Here is a 20,077-nt window from a genome sequence, read left to right as displayed (position 1 = left end):
GGCTTTCGAGCCACAGCTGGTTGAGTGGCTGAGCCAATGGAGGCTGCCATGCCGAACGGCACCAATTCCCATCGGACCCATCGTCGTCGCGCCGTGGTCGCCAGCACGGTCGGCACGACGATCGAGTGGTACGACTTCTTCCTCTACGGGACTGTGGCCGCGCTCGTGTTCCCCAAGCTCTTCTTCCCCGGCAGCTCGACGAGCGCCGGTGTGCTGGAATCCTTCAGCACCTTGTTCGTGGGCTTCGCCGCGCGGCCGGTCGGCGCCGCGATCTTCGGGCACTACGGCGACCGGATCGGACGCAAGGCCACCCTGGTCACCACGCTGATGCTGATGGGTGTGGCCACTGTGCTCATCGGTCTGCTGCCCGGCTACGCCACGCTCGGCGTCGGGGCACCACTGCTGCTGGTCGTGCTGCGCGTCGTCCAGGGCATCGGCGTCGGCGGCGAATGGGGCGGTTCGGTGCTGATGTCCATGGAGTGGGGATCGACGTCCCGCCGCGGTCTGATGGCGAGCATGCCGCAGCTCGGCGTGCCGCTCGGCTTGTTGCTGTCCACCGCCGCGGTGACGGTGTGCAGCTCGATGAGCGGCGACGCGTTCGAGTCCTGGGGATGGCGGGTGCCGTTCCTGCTCAGCGTCGTCCTGATCGCGATCGGGCTGTGGGTGCGCCTGCGGGTGTTGGAGAGCCCCGACTTCGCCGAGGTCAAGAAGCAGCAGGCCGTCGAACGGCAGCCGGTGTGGGCCGCCATCCGCAGCCACCCGAGGGAGATCCTGACCTCCGCCTTCGTGCGACTGTCCGAGCAGGCACCGTTCTACCTGTTCATCACGTTCGTGCTGACCTACGGCACGAAGCACCTGCAGATGTCGCGCGCCGACCTGCTCAACGACACGCTGATCGCCGCCGCGGTCGGCCTGATCACCGTTCCGCTGTTCGGCCACCTGTCGGACCGCTACGGCCGACGGCTCATCTACGGCATCGGCATCGTGTGCACCGGCTTGTACGCCTTCCCGTACTTCGCCTTGCTGGACACCAGATCTTCGGGCATGGCGCTGCTGGCCATCGTCGTGTCGCTGATCGTGCACGACATCCAGTACGGCCCGCAGGCGGCGCTGATCGCGGAGAGCTTCGGCACCAACATCCGCTACAGCGGCGCCGGACTCGGATACCAGCTCGCCTCGGTCATCGCCGGTGGTCCCGCACCGCTGATCGCCGCCGCCCTGCTGCAGTCCACCGGTTCGAGCACGGGGATCAGCTGGTACATCGTGCTCTGCTGCGTGATCTCGCTGATCGCCCTGGTGCTGATGCCCCGACAAACAGCGGCGGCAACAGCGCCCTCGAAGCCCGACGCACACCACATGGAGGCGTGAACCCCAGCGGTAGCGGATTCGTTTCTCGGGACGGTCTGGATCAGCGATGCTGATCGGGCTGCTTCGCGGTCGGGCGGTCGGCTGGTCGCGGGAAATGGCGCATGAGCAGCCGGTGGGCGGGTTGTTCCACCGCGCGGGTGAGCAGCCAGCCGAGCGCGGTGCCGCTCGCCAGTTCCTCTACCCGGCCGCGGTGACCGCGCTCATCCGCAGCTACCTCGACCGCGCCGAGCAGGGCGACGGTTTCCCGGCAAGGCCATCACCACGCGCGAGGAGGAAATCCTCAAACTCGTCGCCGAAGGGCACTCGTTCAAGGCGATCGCCGACCTGCTGGTCATCAGCGTCAAGACCGTCGAACGGCACCGGGCCAACCTGATGCAGAAACTCGGCCTGCGAGACCGCCTGGAGCTAACCCGCTACGCCATCCGCACCGGCCTGATCGAACCCTAACGGCCTGTCTTCGAACTAGTTTTGCGTGGCGGTTCGGATGGTGCCTAAGAACTGACCACGTCCCCGACATGCCGGGGACGGATTGAGGACAGGCGCTCAGATCGCGGGACGTTCCGCGGCCGGGTCGCGGAAACCCATCGCTCTGGAGGCTTCCGCCGCCGCTTCCTTGAGATGGCGGAGGTGGATGGGGCGTTCGGACTCGGGCAGGTGGGAGGACAGGCCGCTCAGGCTCAGGGCCGCGGTGATCTTGCCGAGGTGGTCGCGCACTCCGACGCTCAGCGCCGTGACGCCTTCCTCTACGTCGTCGCGGCTCACCGAATAGCCGTCGCGGTGGATTTCCCTTACCTGCTCCCGAAGTTGCGCTTCACCAGGCCCCCCGATACGCCGCTGGAACGGCCCCGCCAGGTAGCTCTCGAACTGGCCTTCCGGCAGGTGTGCCAGCAGCAGCCGGGGACCGGCACCCAGGTACAACGGCAAGGCGCCACCCACCCGCAGCGTGTGGGTCGCCGCATACCGGCCGTCGAGGCGTTCGAGGCATACCGCCTCGTCGCCGCGCAGCACGATCAGGAAAACCGTCTCCCCCGTCTTCCGGTAGACATCCCGCATCGCGGTCAGGGCTCGGTCGCGAATGCTGAGCCGCCGCGCCATCGCGCTGCCGATCCGGAACGCGCCGATGCCCAGCCGGTAGGACCCGGCGGCGGGCCGCTCCACGAAGTCACCGGCCGCGAGGGTGGTCAGGATCCGGTGGCAGGTGCTCTTGTTGAGGTCGAGCCGACTCGCGATCTCACCGAGGCCCAACTCGTCCGTCTCCTCGGCGAGCAGTTCGAGCACCGCCATCGCCTTCACCAGCACCCGAACGCCACCGGCGCCCGCCTTGTCCTCGTGCACTGTCTCGTCTGGCCCGGCCACAGTTGGCGACATCCTCCTAGTTCCGGCGAAGCCTTCAGACATCCGTTGCCAGCCGCGATTCGGGCAGGGTCGAACCGCCCAGCTCAGCCTGCCGCTCGGACCAGAAGCGTAACGTCCGGGCCAGATCGACGATTCCGGCATCGGAACCGAGGCCCTGCGCCACCAACGCCGACGCGGCGGTGCCGAGGCGGGCCGCGGACAGCAGATCCCAGCCGCGGCCCAGCCCGACGATGACCCCGGCCGTGTACCCGTCGCCGCACCCGGTGGTGTCGACGACCGGGATCCGGAACGCGGGGACCTCCTCGACCAGCGCCTCCCCCACGACCAGCGAACCTTCGCCGCCCCGGGTCACCAGGACGGTGCCCACGCCGTGCGCCCGCATCGTCTTGGCGGCCAGCCGAAGATCCTCGGTCCGCGTGATCGCACGGATCTGGTCGTCGTTGGGCAGCAAGTACTGCGTGTGCGCCCAGCACGGCCGCAAGACCTCGACGAGCTCCGGCTGCACGCTCGACCTGAGCAAGTCCATCGTGGTGACAGCGCCGTGCTCGCGCGCGAACCGGAGCAGCTCCGGCAGCACGGCGACGGCGAAGTCCCCGAGCGCGTCCGGTCCGCCGACGTGCAGCACATCCGCCCCGGCGATGAGTTCCCAGTCGATGTCGTCCGCGGTGAGCGCGTCCATCGCGCCGGAAGCGTGCAGCGAGGGGCGTTCCCCGTTGGGCCTGATCGGCAGGATCGTCGACGGCGTCGCCCGGCCCGGCTTGACCGCGAGGCGTTCGTCGACACCGTGCTCGGCGAGCAGGAGCCGCAGCACGCGCCCAGCCGTGTCATCGCCGATCGCGCCGATGCTGACCACTTCGGCGCCCAGCTTGGCGAGATCGACCGCGGTGCCACCGGCGGTGCCCGCCGCTGTCACCCTGATCTCCTCCAGCTCCAACCGCCCCTGACCGGGCGGGATCTCGGCCACGGGACGGCCGAGCACGTCGAAGATGTGCGCGCCGACGCAGACGACCTTCATCGTGCCGCCCTCTCCGCCTTGTGCCGGGTGACGTCCGCCAGCTCCGCAGCTGTGAGCACCCGCGGTCTGCCCAGCTGGTGGGCCTGGATGTGCAAGGCGCACAACCATTCGAGCAACCGCGCCCGGTCGTAGGCGCGGTCGAGGGTGTCGCCGTACGCGACGGCGCCGTGGTTCTGCATCAGCGCCGCCGTGCGGTCTTCGAGCGCGTCGTGAACGGACCGGGCGAGCTCGTCGGTCCCGAACGTGGCGTACTCGGCGACGCGCGTCGGGCCGCCGAGTTGCAGCGCGTAGTAGTGCAGCGGCGGGAGCTCATCGACCACTGTGGACACCGCAGCGCTGCTGAGGCCGTGGTGGTGCACCACGGCTGCCGCGTGGGTATCGGCGTAGATGGCCAGATGCATCGGGGTTTCGGACGAGGGCGGCGGGGTTTCGAGGTCGGCGAGCGGTTCGCCCGTCAGGTCGACCACGCAGACGTCGTCGGCGTTCACCAGGTGGTACGGGATGCTCGACGGCGAGATGGCGACCAGTTCGCCGACGCGGACGCTGACGTTGCCAGCGGTGCCGAGCACCAGACCGTCGGCGACCATGCGGCGACCGGCCTCGGCGACTTGGCGGCGTGCAGCTTCGAGTTCGCCGTTCATCGCGCGGTCACCGGCGAAGCCGCCACCTGTGTTTCGGCCACCCCGTCACTCGGTACGAGCACACCGGCGTCGCCAGGCCAGTGCACCTCGATTCGCTGTCCCGTGGTCACCGGCGTGGTCGAGGTGGTGTCCCGGATCTGGCCGGTGGTGCCGCCGTCGAACTCGACGAGCACCCGGCGGAACGCGCCCTGGTACACGACGTCCGTCACACTCGCGGAGAGCACGTTGGCGCCCGGCTCGGTCGGCGCGCCGATGCGGAGCCGCTCCGGGCGCACCACGAGCGCGACCGGCCCGGTTCGGGCTTTGTCCGCCGCGCGCAGTTCGCACCAGCCGGTGTCGATGACGCCGTCGCGGGCGTGCCCGGCGAACACGTTGGAGTCGCCGAGGAAGGTGGCCACGAAATGGGAAGCCGGTGTCTCGTAGAGCTCATCCGGTGTCCCGACCTGCTCGATCCGGCCGTCGCGGAAGACGGCGATGCGATCGGAGAGCGCGAGCGCCTCCTCCTGGTCGTGGGTGACGAACACGAAGGTGATCCCGAGTTCCTTGTGCAGCCGGGAAATCTCCAGTTGCAGCGACTCGCGCAGCTTCTTGTCCAGCGCGCCGAGCGGTTCGTCGAGCAGCAGGGCCCGCGGCGCGAACACGACAGCGCGGGCCAGGGCGACGCGCTGCTGCTGGCCGCCGGAGAGCTGGGACGGCAGCCGGTTCCCGTGCTCGCCGAGGTGGACCAGTTCCAGCGCCTCGGCGACGCGCCGAGTGATCTCCTTCTTGCCCACTTTGCGCTGGCGCAACGGGAAAGCGATGTTGTCAGCCGCGGTCATGTGCGGGAACAGCGCGTAGTTCTGGAACACCATGCCGAGATTGCGCCGGTACGGCGGCACCCGTGCGATGTCGGCGTCGTCGAGCAGGATCTGGCCCGAAGTCACGTCTTCGAACCCGGCGATCATGTTGAGCGTGGTGGTCTTGCCCGAGCCGCTGGGCCCGAGCAGCGTCATGAACTCGCCCGCCTCGATCATCAGGTCGGCGGCGTCGACCGCCGGTCGGGACGAGCCCCGGAACACCTTGCACAGGTCGCGGGTCTCGATGCGCGCACCACCGTGGCGGTCAGGCTGCACTGCGGTTCCTCCTCGTGATGGTGGCGAGTCCCAGCAACGCGGTGGAGACCACGAGCACGACGGTCGAGGCCGCCGCGATGGTCGGGTCGACCTCGTTGGTCACCGAGGTGAACATCCGGACCGGCAGGGTCTGCAGCGTCGGGGACTGGATGAACAGGGACACGACGACCTCGTCGAACGAGGTGACGAACGCGAACAGGGCCCCGGCCAGCACGCCGGGCCGGATCAGCGGGAACGTGACAGACCGGAACGTCGTCCACGGGGACGCGCCCAAACTCGCCGAGGCGCGCTCCAGCACGCGGTCGAAGCCAGCCAGCGCAGCGGTCACGTTGATCGTCACGAAAGGCAGGGCGAGCACGGTGTGCGCCGCGACGAACCCCGCTGGCGTGCCGATCAGTCCCCAACCGAGGAAAGCCGCGTACATCGCCACGGCGACCACGATCCCCGGCACGATCAGCGGCGCCATGAACAGCCCGTCGATGGCTCCCTTACCGACGAATTTCCTCCTGGCGAGGGCGAATGCGGCCATCGTGCCGAGCACGGTCGCCACCGCGGTCACGATCAGCGCGAGCTGGACCGACACGAGCAGCGCGGTCAGCCAGCTGGACTCGGTGAAGAACGTGACGTAGTGCTGGAGGCTCCACGATCTCGGCGGGAACGCGAAGCTGTCCTCACCGGAGAAGCTGATCGGCACCACGATCAGGGTCGGCACGACGAGCCACGCCCCGATCAGGACGCCCAACGCGATCAGCACGGCGCGCAGGCCGCGTCCAGTTCTCACAGCGGCGCACCTCCGGTCATGGCGGCGCCGGTCACCCGCGCGCCCCTCGTCCGCGTGGCGAACTGGACACCGCCGACCAGCAGGAGGGTGAGCACCAGCAACGCGACCGCGAGCGCACCGGCCCCGCCGAAGTCCACGAGTTGGTTGACCTGCACGGAGATGAACTGGGCGAGCATGGACTGCTGGGGCGACCCGACCAGCGACGGCGTCACGTAGAAACCGAGGGACAGCACCATCACCAAGGTCGCGCCCGCGGCGACGCCCGGCAGGGACAGCGGGAGGTAGACCCGTAGGAAGGCGATGGCGGGGCGAGCACCGAGCGAGAGCGCCGCGTCGACCAGGCGGCGGTCGATCCCGCGCATCGTCGTGTACACGGGAAGCACCACGAACGGCAGCATGACCTGGGCCATCGCCAGCGTGACGCCAGCCGTGGTGCCCAGCAGGCGGACCTGCCCGAGCCCCACCGAGCGCAGCAGTTCGTTGACGATCCCGTTGTCCTGCAACAGAACCACCCACGCGAAGGTGCGGGCCATCAGCGAGGTCCAGAACGGGAGGAGGACCACGCCGAGCAGGACCGCGCGCCAGCGAGGTGCGGCGATCGTCATCAGATACGCGTAGGGATAGGCGAAAACCAGGCAGACGACCGTCACGATCGCTGCCATGCCGAGGGTGCGCAGCACGACGGTGAGCGCCACGTCGTCGGTGACGATCGCCGCGTAGTTGCCGAAGCCGGGCTCCGGGTCGGTCACCGACAGCCAGAGCAGCCGCAGCGCGGGCACGACGAAGAACACGACGAGCACCACCACCGCGGGCGCCGCGAAGAGCAGGCCCAGGCGGCGGGCGTTTCTCCCACTGGGAGGCGATGTTTGGCGGGCCGTGGAGCGGTTGGTCGCGCTCGGCGGGGACGTCACGACCATCGGCGACGGCTCCTTCCGATCGGTCGAACCTCAGAGGCGATGTCTCGCCAATCGATACTCATTTCACGAAGTGAAATGAACAATGCCGCCCGAGAAGCCCGGTGTCAACCGTCGTTTTCAGCTTTTACGGTCGAGAAACATCTGAGTTTGCTTCCCGGTGGGACTTGACTCGGATGGAATCCGCACTCAATGCTGTTCCTCAATACGCCTTTCGTTTCACATCACGAAATCTCAAATCGCCGATCGCGGTGGCGAGAGAGGTGGTTCCCGGTGCGGCACAACAGACATCTCGGTACGGCACTTGCGCTGGCCAGCCTGGTGGGGCTGACGACGACGGCATGTTTCGGGCCGGTCGGCAATTCCGCCGGTGGTGGCGGGCAGTCCGTGGTGTTCAGCAACACCGGAGGGGCGCTGGCGGAGGTGTTCAAGCAGAACGCGTACGCCGAGCTGTCCGCCAAGGGCATCACGGTGTCCGAGGAATCGCCGAACAACGAGGCGAAGCTGACCGCGATGGTGCAGGGCGGCAAGCCCACCTGGGACGTCTTCTACTCCACGCCGTACACCGCGATGGGCAAGTGCGGCACGCTCTTCGAGAAGATCGACTACACGAAGATCGACACCACCGGGCTCGACAAGGCGCAGCTGTCCGACTGCGGTGTCCCGGTGCTGAACTCCTACTTCGTGCTCGTCTACAACAAGGACAAGTACGGCGCGAATCCGCCCACGAGCTGGGCGGACTTCTACGACCCGGTGAAGTTCCCCGGCACCCGCGGCATCATGAACTCCCCGAAGGACGCCGGCATGGAAACCGCGCTGCTGGCCAGCGGAACACCGGGCGACCAGCTCTACCCGCTGGACTACGACAAGGCGTTCGCGACGCTGGACAAGATCCGCCCGAACGTCCGGTTCTACGACACCGGCGCGCAGCAGACCCAGGGCCTGCAGTCGGGCGAGATCGACATGATGCTCGCGTGGCCCGGCCGCGCCTACGACGCCGCCAAGAGCGGCGCGCACCTCGGTGTGGTCTACGACAAACCGCTGAAGTACTACGACGTGCTGACGATCGTCAAGGGCGCCCAGCACCGGGACCAGGCTTACGCCCTGATCAACGCCCTGATCGGGGCCAAGAACCAGCAGGCCATCGTCGACCGGCTGCCCTACGGTGCGACCAACTCGCAGATTCCGAGGAGCAGCAATCCCGATATCGACGCCTTCGTCGCCGATGACGCCAAGGCGAAGGGCACGATCGTGGTGCGGGACAACGACTGGTGGGCGAAGAACCTCGACGACGCCACGCGGCGGTGGACGAAGTGGGTCAACGGATGAGGCTGGTCGGATACGCCGACCGGCTTTCGGTCCGGGCTGGCGAACGCGTGACCTTCCACCTGAGCTCCGAGCACGCCGAGGTTCGACCGCAGATCGTCCGCCTGCGCAAGCCCGGTTCACCGCGGCACGGCGCACCACTGGTCGAGGAGCCGGTGGACGCGGACCTCCCGGATGTCCGCGAAGGGCGGAGGCAGGTCACGACGTCTGGTTCGCACGCCGTTGCCTCGGTACAGCGGAACTTCGACTCGGTCGGCCTGGCGGTGTGGTTCCAGCCGACCCTGCCTGGGTCTGATCCGCGCCCGCTGCTGGCTCTCGGAGATCTCGCCCTCGATGTGTCGGCCGGAGGTCTGATGTTGCGGCGGGGCGAGCACGTCCTCGCCGAGCTGGCCACTCCGGTCGAGGAACGCAGCTGGGCGTTCGCGGCCGCGACCATCGACCAGGCTGGCGCGGTGCGGTTGTCCCTGCACCGGCCTGGTCGGCAGGAGCTCTCCGCGTCGCGCTGGGCAGAGCCGATCCACCTGGATCGCCCAGCGCTGCGCTTGGGCAGCGACGGCCGGAGCACTGGCGGTCTCGGGCACACGTTCAACGGCAAGGTGGCTCGCCCGGTCGTGTCCGCGATGGCGTGGCCGGAGAGCACGACCATCGCGCTCGCGGAAAGCGCCGATCCCCTCGTGCTGCTCTCCGCCGCCACCAGCAGCGTGCTCGACCTCGCGGCTGATCCCGCCGGTACCTGGGTTCCCGATCGCGGCGGTCTCACCGCCGGGGCGGAGATCCGCCACCTGCCCGGACGTGGCGTTCCCGGTCCATTTTGGACCGGCGGCGAGACCGACTTCCGCCGGGCACCGGCCGAGTTCGACGCGCTGCACCTGCACGACGACGATCTCGCCGACGCCGGATGGGAACCCGACCTCACCTGGACCATCCCAGCCGACCTGCCCAGCGGCGTCTACGCGCTGAAGGTCACCGCCGACGACGACGTGGACCGCATCCCGTTCGTCGTCACCCCGGCCGCGCACCGGGCTCCCGTGCTGGTCGTCCTGCCGACCTGGACCTACCTCGCGTACGCGAACTGGCGCACCTACGCGGAGTACCAGGAAGAGCGGCTCGCCCTCTACGGGGAGCGGCGCGGCTTCGACGAGCGCGACCAGTGGCTGGTCGAGCATCCCGAGTTCGGCCGTTCGCTCTACGACGTCCACACCGACGGCAGCGGCGTGTGCTGCTCGACGCGCCTCCGTCCGATCATCAACATCCGCCCCGACTACTACACGCCCACCACACGGGGCTTCCGGCACTTCGCCCAGGACCTGCTGCTGCTCGCGTGGCTCGACGAGCGCGGCGAGCGCTACGCGGTGGTGACCGACGACGAGGTCGAACGCGAGGGCACCGCGCTGCTCAGCCAATACCGGGTGGTGCTGACCGGCTCGCATCCCGAGTACTGCTCGGCGGGGATGCTCGACTCCTACCTCGCCCACACCCGCTCCGGCGGACGGCTGATGTACCTGGGCGGCAACGGTTTCTACCAGGTCACCGCGAGGCATCCAGGACATCCCGACGCGATCGAGATCCGCCGCGGGCACGCGGGCGTCGCCACCTGGGTGTCCGATCCGGGTGAGGAGAACCTGTCCGCGACCGGCGAACCGGGCGGGCTGTGGCGGCTGCGCGGGCGGGCGCCGAACGTGCTGGCCGGTGTCGGTTTCACGGCGCAGGGACACGACCGCGCGAGTGGCTACCGCCGGTCCGAGGCCAGTGCCAGCCCCGCCGTGTCCTGGGTGTTCGACGGCATCGACGTCGGCGTCGGCGAGGTGTTCGGCGACGAGGGGCCCGGTCTCGGCGGTGCTGCTGGCGACGAGCTCGACCGGGCCGATGTCACCCTCGGCACTCCGCCCGATGCGGTCGTGCTCGCCTCCTCGGTGGGGCATTCGGAGAAGATCGTGCTGGTGCCGGAGGAGGTCGACCACGGCTACGCCGCACCGCCGCCCGGCATCCACCCCAAGGTCCGGGCGGACATCGTCCTCTTCGGACGGCCCGGTGGTGGCGCGGTCTTCTCGGTCGGCTCCATCGCCTGGTCGACAGCCATGACCCACAACGGCGGCGACAACGACACCGCCCGCGTTACGGCCAACGTCCTGGACCGCTTCAGAGACACCGACGGTCCTGTCCTCGAACCCGGCGCATGACTAGCCCTGTGTCAACCCCAGTGGCCGTCAACCGCACCTCAGGGGACCGTGACGCAAACCAGCCACAAGAAACCACGAAACGCGAGATTCGTGTGGACGCACCACAACTGTGAATCGCGGAGAGGCGGAACTGGCATGAGCAGCCCTGTGTCAACCCGAGTCCTCCTAAACCGCACCTCAGGGGACCGTGACGCAAACCAGCCACAAGCAACGACGAAACGCAAGATTCGTGCTCGACGCAACCACCACTGAAAAACACGGAGAGGCGGTACAGCGGAACAGTGCAGCTCAGACAGCTCGCCGACCGCGCGAAGTTCGTGCGCACCGAGACCGTGCGGCTCACCCGCATCGCGGGCGCAGGCCACTACAGCGCGGTGTTCTCCTGCGCCGAGCTCTTCGCCGTCCTCTACTACGGCCAGCTCCGCATCGACCCGACCCGGCCGGACTGGCCCGAGCGCGACCGGTTCGTGCTGAGCAAGGGCCACGCCGCGATCGGCCTCTACCCGTTGCTGGCCGACCTGGGCTATTTCGATCCGTCCGAATTGGACGCCTACACGCGGCTGGGCAGCCCGTTCGGCGACCACCCCGACATGAAGAAGATCCCGGGCGTCGACTTCTCCTCCGGCTCGCTGGGGCACGGCCTGTCGGTGTCCGTGGGGATGGCGCTGGCCGGTCGGATGTCCGAGCTGGACTACCGCACCTACTGCATGCTCGGCGACGGCGAGCTCGCCGAGGGGCAGGTCTGGGAAGCCGCGATGTCCGCGGGCCATTTCGGGCTCGGCAACCTCGTCGCGATCGTCGACGCGAACCAGCTCGGCATCGACGGGTTCGTCCGGGACGTCATGCCCGCCGAGCCGATCGAGAACCGGTTCGCGGCCTTCGGCTGGCAGACCCACCGCGTGGACGGTCACGACCTGGCGGCATTGCTCGACGTGTTCGCGGCGCTGCCCGCTCCGGATGGACGGCGCCCGCAGCTGATCGTCGCCGACACGGTGAAGGGCAAGGGCGTCCAGCGCATGGAGCTGAGTCCGGACTGGCACGTGGGCAACCTCGTCGGCACCGACTACGACGATGTGATGGCGGAGCTCGGTCGCGAGGAGGCGAAATGACCACGCAGGCGCAGGACCAGTCCGAGATCTTCAACGGGACCGCGAGTGCCGGACTCAAGGACGCGCGCTCGGTCGACGGCACCGACACGCGGGCGATCCCGGCGTTCGTCTTCGGGGAGGAACTGGCCGAGCTGGCCGAGGGCGACCCGCGGATCGTCGTGCTCACCGCCGATCTCGGCCGCTCGAACCGCGCGTTGGACTTCGCGGCGCGCCACCCCGGTCGCTTCGTCAACGTCGGCATCGCCGAGAAGAACATGATCACGATCGCAGCGGGTATGGCGTCGTGCGGGTACCTGCCGTTCGCCGCCACGTTCGGCTCGTTCGCCGCGCTGCTGTGCGCCGAGCAGATCCGCACCGACTGCGCGTACCCGGACCTCCCGGTGCGGATCGTGGGCCACCACTCCGGCATGTCGATGGGGTTCTACGGCACCAGCCACCACAGTCTCGAAGACCTCGGCATGATGCGGACCATCGCGGGCCTCACCGTCGTGTGCGCGACCGACGCCAACCACCTGCGCGCCCTGCTGCGCCTGTCCCTGCACCATCCGGGCGCGATGTACCTGCGCTTGGGCCGCGGGCGGGACCCCGAGGTCTACGACGCGGTCCCGGACCTGGTGGCCGGACGCGCCCAGACCGTCCGCGACGGCACGGATCTGACGATCATCGCCACCGGCTCCGAGGTGCACCCAGCACTCGGGGCGGCCGAACTCCTCGCCGAGCAAGGGTTTTCTACCCGAGTCGTGGACATGTGGACGATCTCACCGCTCGACCGCGACGCCGTGCTCGACGCGGCGAACGCGACAGGCGCGATCCTCACCGTCGAGGAGGGGAACATCACTGGCGGCCTCGGCACCGCCGTCGCGGAAGTGCTGTTCGAGGCCGGTGCCCACATTGCGTTCCGGCGCCACGGCGTGCCGGACGAGCACGTGCCCGTCGGACCGCCCGCAGGCCTCTACGCCCACTACCGGCTCGACGCGCCCGGCATCGCCGCCGTCGCCCGGGAACTGCTCACCAACAAGGGGAACCGAGCATGACCACAGCACCGACCGCCGTACTCGGAGAGCGGGAGCTCGCCCTGCGCGACCGCGCCCGCCAGGTCATCCCCGGCGGCATGTACGGCCACATGCGCGTGGAATCCTTCAGCAGCGCCCACCCGCAGTTCATGGTGTCCGGCAACGGATGCCGCATCACCGACGCCGATGGCCGCGAGTACCTCGACCTCATGTGCGGCTGGGGACCGGTCGTGCTGGGCCACCGGCATCCCGGTGTCACCGCGGCGATCCTGGACCAGCTCGAACGCGGCGACTGCCTCGACGGCACGAGTCCCATCGCGGTCGACTACGCCGAACTGCTCGTGGACACGGTGCCGTCCGCGGACTGGGCCGTGTTCTGCAAGAACGGCACCGACGCCACCACCACCTGCGTCACCACCGCGCGGGCGGCCACCGGCAAGCGGAAGGTCCTGGTCGCAACCGGCGCCTACCACGGCTCGGCGCCCTGGTGTTCGCTGCGTGGCGCCGGTGTCACCGCGGAGGACCAAGCCCACCTGATCCACTACGAGTACAACGACCTGGCTTCGGCGCAGCGGGCTGCGGCCGAGGCGGGCGACGACCTCGCCGCGATCATCGTCTGCCCGATGCGCCACGACGTGCGGCGCGATCAGGAGCTCGCCGACCCGGCGTTCGCCCGCGGCCTGCGCGCGCTGGCCGATCGCACCGGCGCCGTGCTGATCCTCGACGACGTCCGCTGCGGACACCGACTGGACCTCGCGGGGAGCTGGGAGCCGCTCGGCGTCCGCCCCGACCTGACGGCCTGGTCCAAGGCGCTGGCCAACGGGCAACCGCTCGGCGCCGTCACGGGCATTGACGCCCTGCGCGAGGCCGCGCGCTCGATCTACGTCACCGGATCGTTCTGGTACGCCGCGGTGCCGCTCGCGGCAGGTCTGGCCACCCTGCGCGAATTGCGCAAGGGACAGGCGCTGCCGGACATGCTCCGCACCGGCACCCGGCTGCGGGAGGGGCTGGCGGCCCAGGCGGCCGCGCACGGGTACGAGGTCCGCCAGACCGGCCCGGTGCAGATGCCCGTCCTGTACTTCGCAGGCGACGACGACCTGAGCCTGGGCACCGCGTGGGCGCAGGCCGCAGTCCAGCGAGGCGTGTACCTGCACCCGTGGCACAACTGGTTCCTCTCCGCCGCGCACACCGACGCCGATATCGACGCCATCCTCGACCGCACCGACGAGGCGTTCGCGGACCTGCGCCGCGCTGGCCGCTGACGGCCCGTTCCGGTTCGGGTGGCGCTGATACCTCCTTTGGTTCGGCGCTGACCGATGCTTTTCGACTCGGAATCCGGTCTGTACGTGTGACGGGCGGAGTCGAGCCGAGGAGTGGTCATGTCGGACAGCGGGGAGTTCGCGCGCGTCGCCGAGCCTTTCCGGCGCGAGTTGCTGGCGCATTGCTACCGCATGCTCGGCTCGGTGGACGACGCAGAAGACCTGGTCCAGGAGACGTACCTGCGGGCCTGGCGTTCCTTCGCCGGGTTCGAGGGCCGCGCTTCGCTGCGCACCTGGCTGTACCGGATCGCGACCAATGCCTGTCTAACCGTGCTTGAGCAGCGTGAACGGCGTCCGCTGCCCGCTGGACTCGGCGGCCCGAGCGACGACCCGGCCGTGTCCGTGGCCGAGCCGCCTGGAATCGCGTGGTTGCAGCCGATGCCCGACGCGCTGGTGGACTCGTCGAAGACCGACCCCGCGGCGATCGTGACGTCGCGCAGCAGCATGCGGCTCGCGTTCGTCGCCGCACTCCAGCACCTGCCAGCGCGACAACGAGCGGTGTTGATCCTGCGGGATGTCCTGGGCTGGCGGGCGCGGGAGGTCGCTGATCTGCTCGGCACCACCAGCATGGCTGTCAAGAGCACGCTGCAGCGCGCCCGTGCCCAAATAGCACAGGTCGCGCCGGTCGAGGAGGAACTCGTCGAGCCCACCGGTCCCGATCTTCGCAGACTCCTCGACCAGTACATCACCGCCTTCGAAAACGCCGACGCCACCGCCCTGATGCGGCTGCTGCGGGAGGACGCCACCTTGGAGATGCCGCCGCTGGCGACCTGGTTCACCGGACGCGAGGCCATCGGCAGCTTCGCCGCCGCACGGATCTTCGGCCCGCCAGGCGGGGTGCGGATGATTCCAACCGGCGCCAACGGTCAACCGGCGATGGCGGCGTACCGGCGCGACGACGACGGCCGCTACTGGGCGCACGCCATCCACGTGCTCACCGCCGCCACCACCGGGATCGTCCGAATCGTCGCCTTCCTCGACCCGGACCTGTTCGCCGCGTTCGGTCTCCCCCAGGTTCATGCCGCCGCCGAGTCGGCGCTCGCCGCCGGGCTGGACGGGCGCCCGTGACCTTCCCCGCCAACGGATTCGACCTGCTGGACCGGGCGATCAGCTATGCACTCGTCCAGGTCGCGGCCGTTCGCCCGAGGTTCCTCTCGCGTCCGACTCCCTGTGCGGACTGGGACCTGCGGACGTTGCTGAACCACGTCAACGACTCCCTCGCGGCGCTCGACGAAGGAATCGGGACCGGGTGCATCGGCGCAGCGCTGGAGCCCACCGCTGATCGGGCGGCGGATCTCGTGCGGATCTTCCGCGATCGGGCCAACCGGCTCCGCAGCGCGAGGACGACCGGTCGAATGATCAGCATCGGAGACCTCCCGTTGCTGGCGGACCTGGTTGCCGCTACCGGAGCGGTCGAGATCGCCGTGCACGGCTGGGACATCGGCAAGTCATGCGGCACCGCCCCACCGATCCCGCCTCCGCTGGCCAGCGAAATGCTGCGGGCCGTCCCGTTCGTGGTCCCCGAATCAACCCGACACCCGCAGTTCGCCGCCCCGGTCGCCGTGCCACCGCAAGCGAGCCCCGGTGACCGGTTGGTCGCCTTCCTGGGTCGCGTCCCCGATGCGGTGATGTAGTTCGCCGGACCGGATCGCGTTGTGGGGCCACATGATCTATCAGGTCCGCGATTCCTTTCCAGTTCCTGCCGGGTCTGTATTCATATGCGGAGACAGCCAGCTTCGCCCGACCGGGTCCGGATCGTGGACCGCCCGATTCCACCGGGCTGGAATGAAACATTCGAAAGGCACAACATGACCGAGGCAGCCAAGAGCAAGGCGCTCAAAATCATCTTGCGCGTGTGGGGAGCAGGATCGATCGCGATATTCGGAACCATCTTCACCGGCTACGCGATCCAGGCTCCCGCTTTCCGGATGGGCGGAGTCCTGCACTGGCTGGTGTGGGACGACCTGCCCGGCCACGTGGCCCTGATGCTCTCCGGGATGTACCTCGTGTGGGCCGTTTACGTCCTGGTGGCCTCCCGACGCCCCGAGGAGTACAGGTCGTTCCTCGACTTCTCGATGTGGGTCAACCTCATCCACGCGCTGATCATGATCCCCGGGGCTTTCGAGTCGCCGTACCACAGCAAATTCTTCACGGACATTCCATGGATCTTGCTGCTCGCCGGTGCGGTGTACTTCCTGCGGCCGTCCGCGAAAATCGCAAGCCACCCCTGATCGCCCTCCGCGACAGATTCCCCGAACAACAACGACGAAAAACGCAACAGGCCGGTAGCCGTTGCCGTCCCTGGAGGAGCAAGAATGTCAACCGATGCGGCAGAACCACTCCCAGGATCAACAGCGCTCGTAACCGGCGCCAGCCGAGGATTCGGCCGCAGCATCGCCGCCGCATTGTCCGAGGCTGGTGCCAACGTCATCGGAGTCGCCCGCGACCGCGCCCAACTCGAAGACGTGCAGGCACAGCTGGGCACGGCATTCGAACCGGTAGTCGCCGATGCGGCCGACCCCACCGCGGTCGCGCGGCTCATCGACACCTACCGCCCGCGCACGCTGGTCCTCAACGCCGGAGCGATCCCGGTGACCCAGCCGATCCAACACCACACCTGGCGGACGTTCAGCCGCAATTGGGAGGTCGATGTCCAGCACGTCTTCCACTGGACGCGAGAAGCTCTGGTGCGTCCGCTTTCCCCGGGCAGCGTCGTCGTGGCGTTGTCCAGCGGAGCAGCGTTGGGCGGTTCACCGCTCAGCGGCGGTTACGCGGGAGCCAAGGCCACCATTCGGTTCCTCACCTCCTACGCCGCCCACGAGGCGGCCCGAGAGGCACTCGGCATCAGGTTCACCTCGGTGCTCCCCACGCTGACGCCGACCACTGACCTCGGTTCGGCTGCCGTGACCGCATACGCCAACCGGCAGGGCGTGGACATCGCCACGTTCTTGGAAGGTCTCGGCCCGGCGCTCACCCCGGAGCGAGTAGGAAAGGCCATCGTCGAGCTCGCCAGCGACCCCGGTCACGACGAGGACGCCTACCTGCTCACCGCAGCTGGCCTGACCCCGGTCGAATAGTCCAACCACCCGGACCATGCCCTCGAACACGGCGAACGTGATCGAGGGCATGGCACGTCAGTTTCGCGTCTGCACCGTCACGACGTCTTCGGCCGAGTCCGTGACGGTCAGGCGAATCCGGGTCCGGCCCGACAACCCGTCGCTGATCGTGGGGAACTCGGCTTCCAGTTCGGCTGTGGGTGCGGCCTGTTCCGCAGGTGTCGTCGGATGCTGGAGGCCGTGCACGGCCTCCAGCACGGCGTCCACAACGGACCGAATCCGGGCAGCCTGGCAGACGAACCGCAATGACCGCGAACCGTTGACGTGGGCGACGTGCAATTCGATGGCCTCGTTGCGGTATCCGGCCGAAACGAACTCCTGCACGTCACCGTGCGCCAGCGTCAGCGGCGTCTCGAAGATCAGGTCGTACTCCGGCAATTGCAGCACCGCGCGCACCATCCCGTACCGGCCGAGACGGTGGCCCTGGAGGAACAGGTCGGCGCCCTTGCGCCGGATCAGCTCGTCGAGGCCGTCGAGGTCCCGGCGCATCTGGCCGGACAGGCACAGCAGGATCGCGGGCCTACCGGTCACCCCGACGTAGAGCGGCGAGTCGTACCTGTCCCGCAGCAGCTCGGGGTACGAAAAGACCTGGGTGTGCGTCCAGTGCTCGTCCGCCGGGCGGTGCTGGCGCGCGAACTCCTCGAACTGCGCGGTCTTGCTGGGCTCGGTGACCGGCGGCAGCCGCGCCAGCACATCGGAGTCGCTGGGACTTGCCGAGCGCTTCGTGCGGAACCATGCCATGCGCAGCACGCTAGACGAGCGGCTGGGGACCCCTCCCGGCTCAACCGGTGACCGGACCAGAACGTCTTGGTCGGCGGGTTCGGGCGTCGCTTGGTCGAAGCCGCCTCAGAACCAGAACACGATCGGGACGCCAGCGGCATCGCCGAACACGCCGACATCTTCGCCGAGAGCACCTTGCTCGTCGCCTGGGAAGTGTTAGCTCTCCTCGGTTGGGTTGGCCGGTGCTTCGGAGGTGAACCCCGACAGGGTCGCCGTCAGTATCCGGATCAGTCGGGGACCGACCTCGACGACCGCGTGCGCGAGGCGCGGGTCGCTGCGGTAGAGCGCCTGCACCTGGGGGCCCGGCGTCGCCATCTGCCACAGCGCCCCGGCGAGACTCGTCGCGGTTGCGATCACGTCAACGCATTCCCGCTCGGCGAGCGGGAGCAGGCGCTGCAGCCCGGCACTGATCGCGACAACCTCGTCGAGGGTGACCAACTTGAAGGCGCGCACCGATTCAAGTGACACGTTGCGCTCCAGGTTGAGCGGTGCCTGGGCGAGCAGATCGCAGAACATGGGGCGCGCGACGAGCGAATCGGCGAAGGCCCGAGCGATGACCGCAGCCGAGGCGCCCGGCCGCAGTCGACCCAGTCGCGCACGCAACTCCGCCGACCAATCGCGCCAGCCCGCGGCAGTGAGTTTGAGGAAGATCTGCTCGCGCGTCTCGAAGTAGCGCAACATCGCCGACTTGTGCATGCCGACCGCCTCGGCGATGTCGGTCAGCGTGACCTGGCGGATGCCGCGCTCCGCACCCAGCCGCGTCGCAGCATCCAGGATGGCCTGCTCACGCTGCTGCTTCGCCTCGGCAGAGCGAGCGCGTTGGAATCCCGACGTCACACCACGATCATAGCGCAACCAGGTTGCACAAATAACACAACCGTGTTTCACTAGAAACCATGCAACAGGTTTGGTTCATCACCGGTTCCTCGCGCGGCTTCGGCCGCGCCCTCGTCCAGACCGCCCTCGACGTGGGCGATCAGGTCGTCGCCACCGCGCGGAAGCCCGAGCAACTCACCGAATTCACCGAGCGGTACGGCGACCAGGTGCTGACGCTCGCGCTCGACGTGACCGACGCCGACGGCGTGCGCGCGGCTGTCGCAGCTGGCGTCGAGCGGTTCGGACGGCTCGACGTCGTCGTCAACAACGCTGGCTACGCGAACCTCGCGCCGATCGAGACAGGCGACGAAGCCGACTTCCGCACCCAGTTCGAGACCAACTTCTGGGGCGTGCACCACGTGTCGAAAGCGGTCATCCCCCAGTTGCGCGCCCAAGGCGGCGGCACCATCGTGCAGTTCTCCTCGGTCGGCGGCCGCGTCGGCGGGTCACCGGGAATCGCCAGCTACCAGGCGGCCAAGTTCGCCGTCGACGGGTTCAGCCGGGTGCTCGCCGTCGAAACCGCACCCTTCGGCGTCAAGGTCGTAGTCGTCGAGCCCAGCGGCTTCGCCACCGACTGGGCCGGATCCTCCATGACCATCCACGACATCCCGGCTGACTACGACGCCACGATCGGAGCCATGCACCGGGTCGTCCGCGCCAACGAAGCCGTTGCCGCAGGAGACCCGGTCCGCGCAGCCGAGATCATCGTGCGAGCGGTCAAGCGGGACAACCCGCCTTCCCACCTGCTGCTGGGCGTGAACGCTGTCGAGATGTCACTCGCCTACTCCCAGCAGCAGATCGCCGAAGCGACTTCCTGGGAAGACGTCAGCAGGTCAGCCGACTACAACCAGCCGTATCCGGCCAACTTCCCAGCCGACGAACCCCTGGCACAACCCGCTTCGTAAGCGATCACAACGGAACTGCGCGAGCGGCACCGCGGCCGAGGCGGTCGAGATTGCAAGGTGCCTGCTCGTGCGGCAGACCCAGGTGCACAGCCGGAATCCGGGTGAGGCAATCGCCTGAGCGTGCAAGGACGCCCGCTGCTACCTGGTCGTGGGGGGGGGGGGCGGGGGGGGGGGGGGGGGGGGGGGGCGGCCCGCGGGGGGGGGGGGGGGGGGGGGGGGGTGGCGGGGGGTGGGCGGGGGGGGGGGGGGGGGGGAGGCCCCCCCCC

Annotated in this window: 20 protein-coding genes; 12 read left to right on the top strand and 8 right to left on the bottom strand. The window is 68.8% G+C overall.

The window, feature by feature from the left end:
• Positions 1-48 precede the first annotated feature (48 nt).
• Positions 49-1,368 (top strand): MFS transporter, encoded by a 1,320-nt coding sequence (locus MOQ72_RS29905; protein ID WP_242189084.1) that lies wholly within the window; start codon positions 49-51, stop codon positions 1,366-1,368.
• A 255-nt stretch (positions 1,369-1,623) separates the two neighbouring features.
• Positions 1,624-1,815 carry a response regulator transcription factor gene (locus tag MOQ72_RS29900; protein WP_308197992.1) on the top strand — a complete coding sequence of 64 codons (192 nt, stop codon included), beginning with the start codon at positions 1,624-1,626 and terminating at the stop codon, positions 1,813-1,815.
• Between the two features lie 96 nt (positions 1,816-1,911).
• Here MOQ72_RS29900 and MOQ72_RS29895 read toward each other — a convergent pair whose 3' ends face one another.
• From MOQ72_RS29895 to MOQ72_RS29870, 6 genes are read right to left on the bottom strand one after another with little or no spacing between them, the layout of a single operon-like run.
• Complete coding sequence (locus MOQ72_RS29895) at positions 1,912-2,724, bottom strand: IclR family transcriptional regulator (protein ID WP_242189083.1); 813 nt, start codon at positions 2,722-2,724, stop codon at positions 1,912-1,914.
• A gap of 34 nt (positions 2,725-2,758) precedes the next feature.
• Positions 2,759-3,739, bottom strand: a complete 981-nt coding sequence (locus MOQ72_RS29890; protein WP_242189082.1) for a carbohydrate kinase family protein — start codon at positions 3,737-3,739, stop codon at positions 2,759-2,761.
• A complete protein-coding gene (locus MOQ72_RS29885; RefSeq protein WP_242189081.1) occupies positions 3,736-4,380 on the bottom strand; it encodes a class II aldolase/adducin family protein in 645 nt (214 codons plus the stop codon). Before MOQ72_RS29885 ends, MOQ72_RS29890 begins: the two co-directional genes overlap by 4 nt.
• A complete protein-coding gene (locus MOQ72_RS29880; RefSeq protein WP_242189080.1) occupies positions 4,377-5,492 on the bottom strand; it encodes an ABC transporter ATP-binding protein in 1,116 nt (371 codons plus the stop codon). The genes MOQ72_RS29885 and MOQ72_RS29880 overlap by 4 nt, the downstream gene beginning before the upstream one ends.
• Positions 5,482-6,273 carry an ABC transporter permease gene (locus MOQ72_RS29875; RefSeq protein WP_242189079.1) on the bottom strand — a complete coding sequence of 264 codons (792 nt, stop codon included), beginning with the start codon at positions 6,271-6,273 and terminating at the stop codon, positions 5,482-5,484. Before MOQ72_RS29875 ends, MOQ72_RS29880 begins: the two co-directional genes overlap by 11 nt.
• On the bottom strand, positions 6,270-7,190 hold the full coding sequence (locus MOQ72_RS29870) for an ABC transporter permease (protein ID WP_242189078.1): 921 nt from the start codon (positions 7,188-7,190) through the stop codon (positions 6,270-6,272). Before MOQ72_RS29870 ends, MOQ72_RS29875 begins: the two co-directional genes overlap by 4 nt.
• 270 nt (positions 7,191-7,460) lie before the next feature.
• Between MOQ72_RS29870 and MOQ72_RS29865 the strand changes: the two genes are divergently transcribed.
• The 9 genes from MOQ72_RS29865 to MOQ72_RS29825 all read left to right on the top strand — a co-directional run bounded on the left by MOQ72_RS29865 (position 7,461) and on the right by MOQ72_RS29825 (position 17,211).
• Positions 7,461-8,516, top strand: a complete 1,056-nt coding sequence (locus tag MOQ72_RS29865) for an ABC transporter substrate-binding protein (RefSeq protein WP_242189077.1) — start codon at positions 7,461-7,463, stop codon at positions 8,514-8,516.
• Positions 8,513-10,693 carry a N,N-dimethylformamidase beta subunit family domain-containing protein gene (locus MOQ72_RS29860; RefSeq protein WP_242189076.1) on the top strand — a complete coding sequence of 727 codons (2,181 nt, stop codon included), beginning with the start codon at positions 8,513-8,515 and terminating at the stop codon, positions 10,691-10,693. Before MOQ72_RS29865 ends, MOQ72_RS29860 begins: the two co-directional genes overlap by 4 nt.
• Before the next feature lie 281 nt (positions 10,694-10,974).
• Positions 10,975-11,802, top strand: a complete 828-nt coding sequence (locus MOQ72_RS29855) for a transketolase (protein ID WP_242189075.1) — start codon at positions 10,975-10,977, stop codon at positions 11,800-11,802.
• Complete coding sequence (locus MOQ72_RS29850; protein WP_242189074.1) at positions 11,799-12,836, top strand: transketolase family protein; 1,038 nt, start codon at positions 11,799-11,801, stop codon at positions 12,834-12,836. Before MOQ72_RS29855 ends, MOQ72_RS29850 begins: the two co-directional genes overlap by 4 nt.
• A complete protein-coding gene (locus MOQ72_RS29845) occupies positions 12,833-14,077 on the top strand; it encodes an aminotransferase class III-fold pyridoxal phosphate-dependent enzyme (RefSeq protein ID WP_242189073.1) in 1,245 nt (414 codons plus the stop codon). The genes MOQ72_RS29850 and MOQ72_RS29845 overlap by 4 nt, the downstream gene beginning before the upstream one ends.
• A 117-nt stretch (positions 14,078-14,194) precedes the next feature.
• Entirely contained in the window at positions 14,195-15,202 is a 1,008-nt protein-coding gene (locus MOQ72_RS29840) for a sigma-70 family RNA polymerase sigma factor (protein ID WP_242189072.1), read from the top strand.
• Positions 15,199-15,768 (top strand): TIGR03086 family metal-binding protein, encoded by a 570-nt coding sequence (locus MOQ72_RS29835; RefSeq protein WP_242189071.1) that lies wholly within the window; start codon positions 15,199-15,201, stop codon positions 15,766-15,768. Before MOQ72_RS29840 ends, MOQ72_RS29835 begins: the two co-directional genes overlap by 4 nt.
• 174 nt (positions 15,769-15,942) lie before the next feature.
• Complete coding sequence (locus MOQ72_RS29830; protein WP_242189070.1) at positions 15,943-16,365, top strand: DUF6632 domain-containing protein; 423 nt, start codon at positions 15,943-15,945, stop codon at positions 16,363-16,365.
• A gap of 84 nt (positions 16,366-16,449) precedes the next feature.
• Entirely contained in the window at positions 16,450-17,211 is a 762-nt protein-coding gene (locus MOQ72_RS29825; protein WP_242189069.1) for an SDR family oxidoreductase, read from the top strand.
• A 57-nt stretch (positions 17,212-17,268) separates the two neighbouring features.
• On the opposite strand, the gene MOQ72_RS29820 is transcribed toward MOQ72_RS29825, so the two are convergent.
• Together MOQ72_RS29820 and MOQ72_RS29815 are read right to left on the bottom strand one after the other, a co-directional pair.
• Positions 17,269-17,991 (bottom strand): hypothetical protein, encoded by a 723-nt coding sequence (locus tag MOQ72_RS29820; protein ID WP_242189068.1) that lies wholly within the window; start codon positions 17,989-17,991, stop codon positions 17,269-17,271.
• 195 nt (positions 17,992-18,186) lie between these two features.
• On the bottom strand, positions 18,187-18,867 hold the full coding sequence (locus MOQ72_RS29815) for a TetR/AcrR family transcriptional regulator (protein ID WP_242189067.1): 681 nt from the start codon (positions 18,865-18,867) through the stop codon (positions 18,187-18,189).
• Positions 18,868-18,926: 59 nt separating this feature from the next.
• On the opposite strand from MOQ72_RS29815, the gene MOQ72_RS29810 reads away from it, so the two are divergent.
• The gene (locus MOQ72_RS29810; protein WP_242189066.1) at positions 18,927-19,811 is read left to right on the top strand and encodes an SDR family NAD(P)-dependent oxidoreductase; all 885 of its coding nucleotides are present in this window, start codon (positions 18,927-18,929) and stop codon (positions 19,809-19,811) included.
• Positions 19,812-20,077: the final 266 nt, after the last annotated feature.

This window comes from Saccharopolyspora soli (assembly GCF_022678645.1).
Taxonomy (GTDB): Bacteria; Actinomycetota; Actinomycetes; order Mycobacteriales; family Pseudonocardiaceae; genus Saccharopolyspora; species Saccharopolyspora soli.
Note: the sequence above shows the minus strand (reverse complement) of the source record. Positions and strands in the feature narration are given on the sequence as shown.